This is a genomic window from Streptomyces sp. NPDC002845, from assembly GCF_053591955.1.
The window spans coordinates 1-13,947 of record NZ_JBSFUU010000005.1; the positions used below are offsets into that span (position 1 = coordinate 1).

At 71.5% G+C, this 13,947-nt stretch carries 11 protein-coding genes; 5 read left to right on the plus strand and 6 right to left on the minus strand.

Going from position 1 to position 13,947, the window contains the following annotated elements; translation table 11 throughout:
* Nucleotides 1-407: 407 nt before the first annotated feature.
* From ACWD3C_RS04630 to ACWD3C_RS04645, 4 genes are all read right to left on the minus strand, one after another.
* Nucleotides 408-1,577 carry an IS630 family transposase gene (locus ACWD3C_RS04630; protein ID WP_451140036.1) on the minus strand — a complete coding sequence of 390 codons (1,170 nt, stop codon included), beginning with the start codon at nt 1,575-1,577 and terminating at the stop codon, nt 408-410.
* A gap of 90 nt (nt 1,578-1,667) precedes the next feature.
* Entirely contained in the window at nt 1,668-2,669 is a 1,002-nt protein-coding gene (locus tag ACWD3C_RS04635; RefSeq protein ID WP_451140038.1) for a zinc-binding dehydrogenase, read from the minus strand.
* 46 nt (nt 2,670-2,715) lie between these two features.
* Nucleotides 2,716-3,081, minus strand: coding sequence for a MerR family transcriptional regulator (locus ACWD3C_RS04640; RefSeq protein WP_451140040.1), 366 nt, complete (start codon nt 3,079-3,081; stop codon nt 2,716-2,718).
* Nucleotides 3,082-3,201: 120 nt separating this feature from the next.
* A complete protein-coding gene (locus tag ACWD3C_RS04645; protein WP_451140042.1) occupies nt 3,202-4,800 on the minus strand; it encodes an IS1634 family transposase in 1,599 nt (532 codons plus the stop codon).
* Between the two features lie 629 nt (nt 4,801-5,429).
* Between ACWD3C_RS04645 and ACWD3C_RS04650 the strand changes: the two genes are divergently transcribed.
* Together ACWD3C_RS04650 and ACWD3C_RS04655 are read left to right on the plus strand one after the other, a co-directional pair.
* Nucleotides 5,430-6,593, plus strand: a complete 1,164-nt coding sequence (locus tag ACWD3C_RS04650; protein ID WP_451140044.1) for an exonuclease SbcCD subunit D — start codon at nt 5,430-5,432, stop codon at nt 6,591-6,593.
* Nucleotides 6,590-9,586, plus strand: a complete 2,997-nt coding sequence (locus tag ACWD3C_RS04655; RefSeq protein WP_451140046.1) for an AAA family ATPase — start codon at nt 6,590-6,592, stop codon at nt 9,584-9,586. Before ACWD3C_RS04650 ends, ACWD3C_RS04655 begins: the two co-directional genes overlap by 4 nt.
* 2 nt (nt 9,587-9,588) lie before the next feature.
* On the opposite strand, the gene ACWD3C_RS04660 is transcribed toward ACWD3C_RS04655, so the two are convergent.
* Nucleotides 9,589-10,044 carry an Lrp/AsnC family transcriptional regulator gene (locus tag ACWD3C_RS04660; RefSeq protein ID WP_451140048.1) on the minus strand — a complete coding sequence of 152 codons (456 nt, stop codon included), beginning with the start codon at nt 10,042-10,044 and terminating at the stop codon, nt 9,589-9,591.
* Between the two features lie 95 nt (nt 10,045-10,139).
* Between ACWD3C_RS04660 and ACWD3C_RS04665 the strand changes: the two genes are divergently transcribed.
* The 3 genes from ACWD3C_RS04665 (at nt 10,140) to ACWD3C_RS04675 (ending at nt 12,189) form a co-directional block, all read left to right on the plus strand.
* Nucleotides 10,140-10,622 (plus strand): rhodanese-like domain-containing protein, encoded by a 483-nt coding sequence (locus tag ACWD3C_RS04665; RefSeq protein ID WP_451140049.1) that lies wholly within the window; start codon nt 10,140-10,142, stop codon nt 10,620-10,622.
* 99 nt (nt 10,623-10,721) lie between these two features.
* Nucleotides 10,722-11,237 (plus strand): immunity 21 family protein, encoded by a 516-nt coding sequence (locus tag ACWD3C_RS04670; RefSeq protein WP_451140050.1) that lies wholly within the window; start codon nt 10,722-10,724, stop codon nt 11,235-11,237.
* 106 nt (nt 11,238-11,343) lie between these two features.
* Complete coding sequence (locus ACWD3C_RS04675; RefSeq protein ID WP_451140052.1) at nt 11,344-12,189, plus strand: SDR family oxidoreductase; 846 nt, start codon at nt 11,344-11,346, stop codon at nt 12,187-12,189.
* A 13-nt stretch (nt 12,190-12,202) separates the two neighbouring features.
* On the opposite strand, the gene ACWD3C_RS04680 is transcribed toward ACWD3C_RS04675, so the two are convergent.
* Complete coding sequence (locus ACWD3C_RS04680) at nt 12,203-13,891, minus strand: DUF885 domain-containing protein (protein ID WP_451140054.1); 1,689 nt, start codon at nt 13,889-13,891, stop codon at nt 12,203-12,205.
* Nucleotides 13,892-13,947 lie beyond the last annotated feature (56 nt).

Consider the following 13,947-nt stretch of genomic DNA (forward strand, 5'->3'; position numbering starts at 1 on the left):
GGACGGCCACCCGGCGATCACCGCTGCCCGCACCCCGAAGAAACACCCCGAACCCGCCCGACACCCGTGATCAGAATTCACGCGGTGGATCGAGGCGTACGTCCAGCAGTCCGAAACGTCGGACGAGAAGGAGGTTCGATGTAATTCGGGCGACAAGTTCAGGGCAGCCAGCCGGTGCAAGTCCGGTCCGAGGAGACGCCAGAGTCCTCGGTAGCGGGGTTCCCGGCATCGGTCGAGAGGCCGGTGTCGAAGTGGAGCGACGATCACCCCTTGGGGGTGCGCAACTGGCCGGTCCGCAACATCAAGTGAAGCCTGCAGCGTCGTCAGCACCGACCCGCGTGAGCGGGGCCAAGGAGGAGCCGAGCCTGTGCCTTAGTGGTCGGCTCCAGAAGTCCTTCGGGGGTTGATCATGCTGCGAGTGCGGTGGAGGATTTTTCCTGTCGGTCGGTGAGTGTGTGCCGGTCGAGTCTGGCCAGCAGATCGTCCAGGTCGGTGGTGGTGAACTTCCACTGGAACGGCTGTGCCGTGGCGTTGTAGCGGTCTTCGAATGCTCGGAGTCGATTTCGGACCTCGTCGAGGTTCGTGAAGTCGTTGGATGAGACGACCTTGCGCTGCACGATGGAGAAGAAGATCTCTATTTGGTTCAGCCAGGATGCGTGGACGGGGGTGTGGACCAGGACGGCGTTCGGGAACCTGGCGGCCAGGCGGTCGATGGCCCGCTTGCCGCGATGCGAGGAGCCGTTGTCGACGATCCAGAACACGCGTTTCGCGCTCAGGTAGGGCTCTCTGGTCATCACCTGCTCGACCAGCTTCATGAACGGCACGATGCCGGTGGTCTGTTCACAGCGGCCGAAGACTTCGGCCTGGTGGATGTCGTAGGCGGCCAGGTAGGCCAGGGCTCCGCCACGCCCGTATGTGTGATTGACCCGCATGGCGCGGGCCTGGCCTGGCGCAAGGGTGGGATGGCAGCGACAGCGGGCTTGGATGGAGGTCTTCTCATCGGCGGAGATGACGTACTCGTCTTCGCCGAGCGGGACGCCGTCGAAGATGCGGGCGTACAGGTCCAGGACCCGTTGGGCCGTGGTGCGGAAGTTCGGGTCGCGGATGAAGATCCAGGAGCGGTGTTGCCAGGGCTTGAGTGCGTCGTCCTTGAGCCAGCGGCGCACCGTGGAGGCGGAGATCGTCTCGGTGATGGCCCGGGTGACAGCCTCGCGCGCGAGCTCGGGGCATGACCAGTGCGAGAGCGGGGTTCCGGACTCAGTGGGCAACTCGCAGGCCAGCGCCTTGACTTCGGCGATCTGCAGCGGGGTGAACGTCGATGGCCGACCCGACTGCTTGCGGTCGGCCAGGGCGGGCATCCGGCCGGCCGCGAACCGGCCGCGCCAGCAGCGCACGGTGTCCACATGCAGGCGGGTTTCGGTGGCGATCCGGGCGTTGGAGCGGCCTTGTGCGGCCAGGAGCACGATCGTCGCCCGCTGGCGGGTCTGGTGCGGGGTCTTGTGGCCGTAAGCCATCTTCTTGAGCCGGTGGCGCTCGGAGGCGGTCAGTTCCACGGGCACGGCGGAACACGCGAGCATGGACGGAGGGCGGCCCATCTTCCGGGGGCTGTGTGGGGCACATCAGGGTGGGCAGCGGCCAGGGCCGCTGCCCACCCTGGAGCCGACCGCTTAGCGCCAGGGATCGAGGGCGTGCTTGCCACTGGTCTGGCCGGCTTCGAGTTGCCGCAGCACCTCCGGCCCTTCGGCCAGGGGGTGAACCTGGGGAGTGCCGGGCGGGTACACGCCTTGGGCGATGAGCGCCTCGATCTCGACGAGCAGCGACTGATAGAGCGACGGGGCTGCGGTCGCCAGCGCACCGATGTGCAGGCCCTTGATCTGGACGTGGTGGGTGAAGACCAGGTCGTGCGTGGTCAGTGTGGCGTGGCCCGAGGCGGCGCCGAACACGACGACGCGTCCGGTGAAGGGTTTGGTGACAGCCAGGCTGGTTTCGAACGTGGCCTTGCCCACCGATTCCAGGACCAGGTCGACTCCGCTGGTCAGGCGGGTGATTTCCGAGGCCAGATCGGGGCGTCGGCTGTCTAGGATCTCGTCGGCGCCAAGTGCCTTGACGGTGGCGTGCTTGGCCGGGGACGCGGTGGCAATGACGCGGGCACCGTAGTGGCGGGCGAGACGGACTGCGGCCTGCCCCACGCCGCCGGCCGCGGCATGAACGAGCACCACGTCACCGGTCTTGATCTCGCCCAACGGCTTCAGTGCCGCCAGCGCGGTGGCCCAGTTCAGCACCAGGCCGAGAGCTTCGGCGTCGCTCCAGCCGGACGGCACGAGAAGGACACCTGCGGCTGGCATCGTCATGTACTGCGCGAAGGCGCCCGGGCCGGCTCCGACGACGTGGGTGCCGAGCGGAAGCGGGCTCTCGACGTCCGGGCCGACACCCACGATCTCGCCGGCGGCTTCGAAACCTGCCACGTAGGGGGCCTGCGGGCCGCCTGCGTATGTTCCGTGTGTCTGCATGACGTCCGCGAAGTTGACTCCGGCGGCGCCGACTCGGATCAGGTACTCACCAGCCCCTGGAGCGGGGCGGCGCTGATCGGTCGTGAGGGTCAGGTCCTTCGGTCCCCGGTGCGAGGGCTGGACCAATGCTCGTACGGTCTGCTGATCGTTGATCTCCATGGGGTGAACGTAGGAGGTTGACACATACGTCAAGGTCAAGCAGCTGTCACGGGTCAGTGCGGCGGGCCTTGCGAAGGTAGGTGTCGAGTGCCTCCTGCTGGTCACTGAGAACGGCGATACGTGCCGTCAGCCGATCGCGGTAGCTCTGTACCTCGTGCAGGAATTCCGCGCACACCACGTCCGTGTCGACATCGGGTTCATCAGCCAGATGAGGCAGGACTTCTCTGATCAACCGCACGGGCAGTCCGGACTCCCGCAGCGAGCGGATGACGAGCACCTGGTTGATCGTGGACTGGCAGTAGTCGCGGAACCCGTTACTGCAGCGACCAGAGACGATCAAGCCCTCATCCTCGTAGTGCCGCAAGGATCTCGCACTCACACCGCTCACTCGGGAGGCTTCGCTGATCTTCATATCTGGGGCAACGTCCGGGAGCACAACGATCTTCCAGCACCAGTCGCCCCGATGACGTGCTCAGGCGTAAACAACCTCACGTTCTGCAACAACTAGCCCCGTACTTCGCGGGTCACTGATTCAGGTCTGTGGCCAGCGGGTTCGTGTGACTTCGATGCCGAGGAGTTCGAGGAGGTGGAGTTGAACGCCGCGGGTGATCTGGACGGTGGGCGGGTCGGTCATGTTACCGATCCGCAGCGTCAACTCGCCGAGGTGGTAGAGGATCATCCGGCCGGTTGGCCGGACCCGGCGGTTGTCCGGGTAGAGGCCGATCATCGTCTGCTCGGGGCCCAGTGCACGCCTCACCTGGCGCTCGATCAGGCAGAACACCAGCAGGGCCAGGCAGATCACCTGGATCAGGGCGGCGACGCGGTGGTTGTGCTGCACGAAGACCGGGGCGACCGCGAGGGGCCCCTTGAAATCGTGGTACCGGCGCTCGACCGCGCCCTGACCCTTGTACTGGATGAGGACGTCCTGCGGGGCGGCCTGTTCGACGGTCAGTGGTGTGATCAGCGCGTACCAGCCGTCGACCTGGGCCTCGGCGTCGAGGACCTCCTGGTCGAAGTGCCAGCGGAGCGAGGGGGCACCGGTCTCGTCCTCGGTTGTGTCCCAGCGCAGGCAGGAGGCGACGCGGCGCTTCGCGGCGATCACCCCGGCGCGGGCGGCGACCTTCTCGCGGGTCTTGTAGTGCCGTCCGCCCGCCGCGCGGGCGAGCTTGTCCAGGTCCTCGGCCGCCTTGGCGAGGCGTTTGGCGCGGGCGGCCTGCTGACCGGCCGCGTTGCCGGTGGAGTGGACCAGGATCCGCCGCACGGTGAGGACCGGGTCGCGCTTGCGGGGCCCGGCGAGGGTGTGGACGTCCTCCAGTACCCGGTATACCTCCCGCTGGTCCGGTTCCTTGCCGGTGTCCCGCTCGGGCACCCAGTCCACCACCGGCGCCCGGTCCAGATCGAGAGCGGCGTAGACCTCGTCCTTGACCTGCGCGGCCGGGACGGGCGCGATGAAATCCACCCCGGCTGCCAGCAGTGCGGTGACGTTCGCGTAGGACACCAGCTTGGAGTCGGCGACCATCAGGAAATCCTGCTCACCGGCCATGCCCTGCAGGTCCTTCATCGCCCCGACGACCTGGCTGACCTCGGCCGCGCCGCCGCCGAAGACGCGGGCGTGGACGGGGATGCCGCCGTCGGCGGACACCGCCAGCCCGGCCTGGACCTGCTTCAGATCCACCCGCCGGTCCTTGGGATGCCCGTAGCCGATGACCGGGTACTGCTCGTCCTGGTCCCCGTCCGGGAAGGCGCCGTGGACGGACATGCTGGTCATGTCCCAGTGCAGCCGGGACACGTCGATACCGAACTCGGTGATCGCCCGCGCGCCGACGGTGCCCGCGATCTGCTCCAGGTGCGGGGCGATCGCGTCCAGGGCCCGGGCCAGGCGGTCGTCGCCTGGCAGGCCCGGCTCGATGCCGAAGACCTCCTCCACCGCCCAGGTCCGCGCCCAGTCCCCGACCCGCAGCAGCGGTGCGGGCGAGGTCAGCCGGTTGGCCACCAGCGCCTCGATGACCTGCCCGTGGGTCAGGTGGGCGCTCGCGCCGCCCGGGCACAGCTCGTCGACGATCCCGGCCACGTCCAGCCGGCGCAGAAACCCGGCAGCGACAGGCAGAGCGCCCAGACGCTTCTCCACCACGGACGTCACCGCCACTTCAAGGCGCTGACGCTGAGAACGTGGCCGCGGGGACCGGGAAGTCATCGACACACCCCACCCAACGCCACACCCCCGGCCCGGGACACCCCCGGGCCGGTCACACCATACGAATCAACGACCCGCGAAGTACGGGACTAGCCGGCGAATGCCACAAGGCCAGTGCTCCGGTCAACCCCCGAAGGACTTCCGGAGCCGACCACTTAGGAGGATCACAGTCTGCTGACTGTGGTCGAGGTGGCGGAAGGCGCAGAAGGTCGGTCGGCTCTTGAGGCTGCGGGAGCGGGATGGCATTGCTGACCTCGGTCCCGATACGAGCGGGGCGTGCTGCTGCGGCTGGCGTCTTTCAGCGATGCAAGACGGATTGGCGGCATCGGGCGTATCCACTCCGGACGCGCCGTGCAGTTATGGGTGGACGGTCCGGTATCGCGAGCCTGGCGGTGGGAGGGAGCGGCATCGGGAAAGGACTTTCAATTCCCAGGGGTGATCTGAGGTGAGTGGTGGATCAGGGGGCCACATGCGTTAGCGTGGCGGGCGTTGACGGCGAGCCCCGTGCTGGTTCGTGCTGGTTTTAGAGGCGCAGTAGGGGTAAAGGTGCAGGTCAGGGCAATTTCATGAGAATTCTGCACACTTCCGACTGGCATCTCGGCCGGGCGTTCCACCGGGTGAACATGCTCGGCGCCCAGGCCGAGTTCATCGGCCACCTCGTCGCGACCGTGCGCGAGCGCGAGGTGGACGCGGTGGTCGTGTCGGGGGACGTGTACGACCGCGCGGTGCCACCGCTGGCCGCGGTCGAGCTCTTCGACGACGCCCTGCACCGCCTGGCTGACTTCGGTGTGCCCACGGTGATGATCTCCGGGAACCACGACTCGGCGCGCAGGCTCGGCGTGGGTGCCGGGCTCATCGGCCGCGCGGGCATCCACCTGCGGACCGACGCCTCCGCCTGCGGCACGCCGGTGGTGCTGGAGGACTCCTTCGGCGATGTGGCCTTCTACGGGCTGCCGTATCTCGAACCCGCCCTGGTGAAGGACGAGTTCGGGGTCGAGAAGGCGGGCCACGAGGCCGTGCTCGCCGCCGCCATGGACCGGGTGCGCGCCGACCTCGCCACGCGCGCGCGTGGCACGCGTTCCGTCGTCCTCGCCCACGCCTTCGTCACCGGCGGCGAAGCCAGCGACAGTGAGCGGGACATCGCGGTGGGCGGGGTCGCCTCCGTGCCCGCCGGGATCTTCGACGGGGTCGACTATGTGGCCCTGGGGCATCTGCACGGCAGCCAGACCATCACCGAGCGCGTGCGCTACTCGGGCTCCCCGCTGCCGTACTCCTTCTCGGAGGCCGACCACCGCAAGAGCATGTGGCTCGTCGACCTGGACGCCGACGGCGCGGTCGCCGCCGAGCGGATCGACTGCCCGGTACCGCGCGCGCTGGCCCGCATCCGGGGCGAGCTGGAGGACCTGCTCGCCGACCCTGAGCTGGCGCGGCACGAGGACGCGTGGGTCGAGGCCACGCTCACCGACCCGGTGCGCCCCGCCGACCCCATGGCCCGCCTGACCGGGCGGTTCCCGCACACGCTCAGCCTGGTCTTCGACCCGCAGCGCTCTTTGGACGACCCGGACGTGTCGTACGCCAGACGTCTCGCCGGGCGCAGCGACCAGCAGATCGCGGAGGACTTCGTGGCCCATGTGCGCGGCGCCGGACCCGACGAGCACGAACAGACCGTGCTCCAGGACGCGTTCGACGCGGTCCGCGCCGACCGGGCCGTCCGGGAGGTCGCCCGGTGAGGCTGCACCGGCTGGACATCACCGCGTTCGGGCCCTTCGGCGCCGCCCAGAAGGTCGACTTCGACGAACTGTCGGCCGCCGGGCTCTTCCTGCTGCACGGGCCGACCGGCGCCGGCAAGACCTCCGTCCTGGACGCCGTCTGCTACGCGCTGTACGGCTCCGTGCCCGGCGCCCGTCAGAGCGGCCAGGGCCTGACGCTGCGCAGCGACCACGCGGCACCCGCGACCCGCACCGAGGTCCGCCTCGAACTGACCGTCGCCGGGCGCCGGTTGGAGATCACCCGGCAGCCGCCCTGGGAGCGCCCCAAGAAGCGCGGACGCCCCGGCACCACCGTCGACAAGGCACAGAGCCGGCTGCGCGAGTACGACGCGACGGCGGGCTCCTGGAAGGACCTCAGCCGCTCCCACCAGGAGATCGGCGAGGAGATCACCCAGCTCCTCGGCATGAGCCGCGAGCAGTTCTGCCAGGTCGTGCTGTTGCCGCAGGGCGAGTTCGCACGCTTCCTGCGCGCCGACGCCGAGGCCCGCGGCAGGCTCCTCGGCCGCCTCTTCGACACGCACCGCTTCGCCGAGGTCGAGAAGCGCCTCGCCGAGCGGCGGCGCACGACCGAGGCCCAGGTGCGCGCCGGGGACGAGGAACTGCTCGCCGACGCGCACCGCATGCAGCAGGCCGCGGGTGACGGGATGCCCCTGCCGGACCTCGCGCCGGGCGACCCGGGGCTCGCCGAAGCCGTGCTGACCTGGGCCGCCGTCGCCCGGACCACCGCCCGCGAGCGGCTCACCGTCGCGCACTGCGCGCGTACGGCGGCCGAGTCCGCGCGGGCCGCCGCCGAGCACGTACTCGACGACGTACGCGAACTGGCGCGGCTGCAACAGCGGTTCGCACAGGCGCGGGAGCGGGCCGCCCGGCTGGAGGAGCGGGCCGACACTCATCGGGAGGATCGGGCGCGGATGGAGCGTGCCCGCAAGGCCGAGGCGGTGGCACCGGCGCTGGAGCTGCGGGAGGCGGCCGACGCCGAGCACCGGCAGGCGGCCGCGGCCGGGGCACGCGCGCGTGACCTGCTCCCGCCGACATACGCGGACGCCGGCGCGGCCGGGCTCGCGACCGCCGCCCGCAAGGCGGCCGAGGAGCTGGGCGGCCTGGAGTCGGCCCGGCGCGCCGAACGCCGGCTGACCGAACTCCTTACGGAACGCACCGACTTGGACCGGCAGGAGCGCGCCGACGAGGACGTCCTCCAGGAGGCCGGGAGCTGGCTCGACGCGTGGGACGCCACCCGCGCGGAACTCCAGACCCGTATCGACGCCGCCCAGGAGGCCGCCACCCGCGCCGAGCAGCTCGCCGTCCGGCGCGAGCCCGCCCGCGCCCGGCTGGAGGCGGCCCGGCTGCGCGACCAGTTCGCGAGGGACACCGACGCGGCCCAGGCGCTCGCCCTGGCCGCCCGCGAGCGGGCGGCCGACGCACGCGCGCACTGGCTCGACCTCAAGGAACAGCGGCTCCGGGGCATCGCCGCCGAGCTCGCCACCGGCCTGCTGGACGGCGAACCGTGCGCCGTCTGCGGCGCCACCGACCACCCGGCGCCCGCCCGCAAGGTGGCCGGGCACGTCGACCGGGAGGCGGAGGAGCGGGCCCTGGCCGCGTACCAGCGCGCCGACGAGGAGCGCGCCGAGGCCGAGCGCCGCCTCGGCGTCGTCCGCGAGGGGCTGGCCGCCGCCACCGCCGAGGCGGGCGACACCCCGACCGACCGACTCGCCGAGCAGGCCGAGGAAGTGGAGCGGCTGTACGAGGAGGCCCGCGGGGGCGCCTCCGCGCTGCATGCCGCACGTACGGAACTGGAGCGGGCCGAGCAGGAGCGCGAGCGGCGGGCCGCCGCCCGGCAGGAGGCCGCTGTGCGCGCCGCCTCCAGGGTCGCCCACCGGGACCGGCTCGACCGCGAACAGGCCATCCTGGAAGGGGAGCTGGCCACCGCGCGCGGCACCGCCGACAGCGTGTCCGCGCGCGCCGCCCAGCTGGAGCGGCAGGCCACGCTGCTCACCGAGGCCGCCGACACCGCGCGCGTGGCGGAGGAGTCCGCGCAGCGGCTCAAGGACGCCGACGCCCGGCTCGCCGACGCGGCCTTCCGCGCCGGATTCGACACCCCGCAGGCCGCCGCCGAAGCGCTCCTCGACGACGCGGCGCACCGGGACCTCCAACGGCGGCTGGACGCCTGGCAGACGGAGGAGGCGGCGGTACGCGCCGTGCTCGCCGAGGCCGACACGGCAGCCGCCGCCCAGCAGCCGCCCGCCGACCCGCGCGCGGCCGAGCAGGCCGCCGAGTCCGCCGCCCGGCGACTCCAGCACGCGGCCTCCGCGCACGACGCGGCCGCCCGCCGCTGCACCGACCTCGACCGGCTGTCCGCGCGCGCGGCCACCGCCGTACGACGGCTGGCGCCGCTGCGCGAGGAGTACGACCGCGTGGCCCGTATGGCAGGACTCGCGGCCGGCACCTCGGCGGACAACGAACGCAAGATGCGCCTGGAGGCGTACGTCCTCGCCGCCCGCCTGGAACAGGTCGCCGCCGCCGCGACCGTACGGCTGAGGCGAATGTCCTCCGGCCGCTACACCCTCGTCCACTCCGACGACCGCGCCGGACGCGGCCGCAGCGGGCTCGGGCTGCACGTCGTCGACGCCTGGACCGGCCGCGAGCGGGACACGGCCACGCTCTCCGGCGGCGAGACCTTCTTCGCCTCCCTCGCCCTCGCCCTCGGCCTCGCGGACGTCGTCACCGACGAGGCGGGCGGCGTCCGCCTGGACACCCTGTTCATCGACGAGGGCTTCGGCAGCCTCGACGACCAGACCCTCGACGAGGTCCTCGACGTCTTGGACTCCCTGCGGGAACGGGACCGCAGCGTGGGCATCGTCAGCCATGTCGCGGACCTGCGGCGGCGCATCCACGCGCAGCTGGAGGTCGTGAAGGGCAGATCGGGGTCGGCCGTACGGCAGCGCGCGACGGGCTGAGGTCAGTGGCCCAGCGGGCGTCGGGGCAGCGGTGAGGAGTACACGACGCTCGTGGTCACCGAGCCCAGCGTGGCGATCTTCCCGGTCACCTCCTCCAGGTGCCGCATCGAGCGGGCCGCGACCTTGATGACGAAACAGTCGTCGCCCGTGACGTGGTGCGCCTCCAGGATCTCGGGCATCACGGCCACGAGATCGTGGAACGGCTTGTAGTTGGGGTTCGGGTAGCGCAGCCGTACGAACGCCAGGATCGGCAGGCCGAGCCGCTCGGGGTCCACGACGGCCGCGTACCCCTGGATGACGCCCGCCTCCTCCAGGCGCCGCACCCGTTCGGTGACCGCACTCGCGGACATGGAGACGGCACGCGCCAGCTCGGCGAAGCTGGCCCGGCCCTCGCGCTGGAGGACGTCGAGGATGCGCCAGTCGGTGGCGTCCGGGGAGTACGGGGAATTCACGGTCATGCCGCAGAAATAGCAGGCGAATCCCCGGCTGTTCAAGTCGGATGCCGTGGATGTCCCCTTCAGGGAAGGGGATCACCGGCCGTAGATTTCTGGCCATGGAGTCCAAGAACACCACCGTGAACCCCGTCCTGCGCGTCGCCCCGGCGTCCCCCGCCGAGGCCGCCGCCCACTTCCGCGCCGGCCTCGCCTTCCACACCGACGTGTCCGACGTGGCCGCCGCCCTCGCCGCCGACGGCGACCCCGGGTTCGTCCTCGTCGACACCCGCTCCACCGAGTCCTGGGACCAGGGCCGCGTGCCCGGCGCGGTCCACCTGCCCACCGCGCTCATCCCCGAGCGGGCCGAGCAACTCCTCGACAGGTCCGTCCCCGTCGTCACCTACTGCTGGAGCCCCGCCTGCAACGGAGCCACCCGCGCCGCCCTCGCCCTCGCCGAACTCGGCTTCCAGGTCAAGGAGATGCTCGGCGGCTTCGAGTACTGGGTCCGCGAGGGCTTCGCCCACGAGACCCGGAAGGGCAGCGAGCGGCGCCCCGCCGACCCGCTGACGGTGCCGGTCGACGCCGAGGACTGCGGCTGCTGACGACATGTGTGGCCGCGGGGAACCAAGGCCGTCGGCAACGGACTTGGATGCATGAGACATCGAACTCCCGTGCCACACAGCACGTGTAGCTTCTGGCCCATGGTCAGATACGCGGATCCAGGTGTGGTGCGGTGGGTCGAGTCGGGCGGCGGCCCGCTCATAGTGCTACCGGAGGCGGTGCTCCCGTTCTGGACGGGCGCCGACGGCGACGAGATCTCGTCCGACTACGACCGGGCGTGCGACGTCGACGGCCACGCGGGGTTCGTCCCGGTCGGCGACACCAGAGCGCTCGTCCTCGGCGACGACCCCGCCGCCACCACCTTCCTCCCCGAGCACGACACCTTCGTACGGTGGTACGCCGCCGACTCCGAGACGGAACTGCTCGCAGGCGTCCCCGCGGCCCTCGATGCGGCGGTGTGGGAACCGGAGTCGGAGTGGCGAGTCCCGGGCCCGGTGCTCCTGTTCGACGCCGCCTGGCCCGGAGAGGCCGCGGAGCGCACGGACCACCTGCGGGTCACGCTGGAGCCCGGGCGGTACGGGGTGAGCACGGCGTATGTGTCGTCCGGGCCGGAGACGTGGCTCGGGCTCGTACGACTGCGGCGACTCGCGGACTGACGGGCTCCGGGCGGGGGGATGACGAGCTCCGGGCGGGGGGATGACGGGCTCCGGACGGGGAAATACGCGTGCGCCGCCCGGCGCCGAGCCCTCATCATGGTCGACCGTGCCCCAACTCCCACACCCCGCACCCGAAGACCTGCGCCGCGACCCGCTGCCCCTTCGCGACCGCACCGCTCTCGTCACCGGAGCGAGCCGACGCGGCGGCATCGGGTACGCGGTCGCCCGCCGCCTCGCCGCGTACGGCGCGAGCGTGTACCTGCACCACCACGTCCCGCACGACGCCGCCATGCCCTGGGGCGCCGACAGCCCCGAGGAGGTGGCCGCCGGAGTGCGTGAGGCACTCGGCGCCCCGGAGGCACGGGTGGCCCACGGGCCGGGTGATCTGTCCGACCCTTCCGTCCCCGCCGAGTTGATCGACAGGGCCGCCGACGCGCTCGGCGGCCGTATCGACGTCCTCGTGGCCAACCACGCGCTGTCCGGCTCCGACGGCACCCTCGACACGATCGACGCCACGATGCTGGACGCGCACTGGGCCGTCGACACCCGCTCGGTGCTCCTGCTCGTCCAGGCGTACGCCCGGCAGCGGGCGGCGCTCCCGTCGCGCACCCCGGGCGGGCGCGTCGTGATGATGACCTCGGGGCAGGACATCGCGGGCGGTATGCCCGGCGAGATCGCGTACGCCCTCCAGAAGGGTGCCCTCGCCTCGATCACCCGGTCCCTGGCGACCACCCTGGCCGACCTCGCCGTCACCGTGAACACCGTCAACCCCGGCCCCGTCGACACGGACTACCTGACCGGCGAGGCCTACGCGACCATTGCCGCGATGTTCCCCGCCGGCCGCTGGGGGATGCCGGACGACCCGGCCCGCCTCATCGCGTGGCTCGCGACGGACGAGGCGGGCTGGGTCACCGGTCAGGTGATCGACTCGGAGGGCGGTTTCCGCCGTTGACCCGAGGCGGGTGTCACAGCTGCGCCAGCTCGTCCACCAGGTCGTCCAGGCCCAGCGAGCCCTGGGAAAGGGCCGCCATGTGCCAGGCCTTGAGGTCGAAGGCGTCGCCGTGCCGCTCGCGCGCCCTCTCCCGGCCCAGCAGCCAGGCGCGCTCGCCCAGCTTGTAGCCGATGGCCTGGCCGGGGATGGTCAGGTAGCGGGTCATCTCGCTCTCCACGTAGTCCGCCGGGCGGCTGCTGTGGGCGCCGAAGAACTCCTGGGCGAGTTCGGGGGTCCAGCGCTCGCCCGGACGGAATGGGGAGTCGGCCGGGATTTCCAGCTCAAGGTGCATGCCGATGTCCACGATGACGCGGGCCGCGCGCATCATCTGGGCGTCGAGGTAGCCGAGCCGCTGCTCCGCGTCCGTGAGGAAGCCCAGCTCGTCCATCAGCCGCTCCGCGTACAGGGCCCAGCCCTCGCAGTTGGCGCTGACGCCGCCGACGGTGGCCTGGTAGCGGGAGAGGTTCTCCGCCACGTGCGCCCACTGCGCGAGCTGGAGGTGGTGACCGGGGACGCCCTCGTGGTACCAGGTGGAGACCAGGTCGTACACCGGGAAGCGGGTCAGCCCCATGGTCGGCAGCCAGGTGCGGCCCGGGCGGGAGAAGTCCTCGGACGGGGGCGTGTAGTACGGGGCCGCCGCGCCGCCGGGCGGGGCGATGCACGACTCCACCTTCCGCACCCGCTCGGCCAGGTCGAAATGGGTGCCGTCGAGCGTGTCGATCGCCTGGTCCATCAGGCCCTGGAGCCAGTCACGGACCTCGTCGACGCCCTCGATGTGCTTGCCGTGCTCGTCGAGGTGCGCGAGCGCCACCCACGGGGTCTCGGCACCGGGCAGGATCTTCTCGGCCTCCTGCTTCATCTCCGCGAGGAGACGGTGGTACTCGGACCAGCCGTACGCGTACGCCTCGTCCAGATCCAGGTCCGTGCCGTTGAAATACCGCGACCAGCGCGCGTACCGCTCGCGGCCCACCGTGTTCGGGGCGCCCTCGATCGTCGGCGCGTACACATCGCGCATCCAGTCCCGCAGTTCGACGACGGCCACGGTCGCCGCGCGGGCCGCCTCGTCCAGCCCGGCGCGCAGCGCCTCGGGGCCCGCCGCCGCGAAGTCCTCGAACCAGCCACGGCCCGACCCCGTGTCCGCCCACTCGGTGAGCTGCTCGACGAAGGTCGCCGTCGGGCGCGGGGCCGCGTACAGCTTGCGCTCCAGGCCGAGGGCGAGGGACTCGCGGTAGCCCGCCAGCGCGGTCGGCACGGCGCGCAGCCGCTCGGCGATCGCCGCCCAGTCCTCCTCGGTGTCGGCCGGGGTCACGGCGAAGATCTCGCGCACCGAGTGCGCGGGCGTGGCCATGTTGCCGACGGCGCGCAGGCCCTCGTCGGCGTCGTGCACGGCCAGCTCCGCCGTGAGCCGCTCGCGCAGCAGACGCGCGCACCGGCGCTCGATGTCACTGTCCGCGCCCGGCTGCCGCTCCGCCTTGTCGAGTCGCGCGAGCGTCGCCCGCATCAGCTCGGCGAGGGCCTCCTGGCCCGCGGGCGAGGTGTCCGGCAGTTTGTTCGAACTCTCCTTCACGCCGAGGTATGTACCGGTCACCGGGTCGAGGGCGATGAGTTCGTCGACGTACGCGTCGGCGACCTCGCGGGGCAGCGGGATCTTCGTGTCTGACATGCGGACAATCCTCGTACGAGGAGGTCGCCCGCGTCACCCGGATTGCGAAGGGGAGG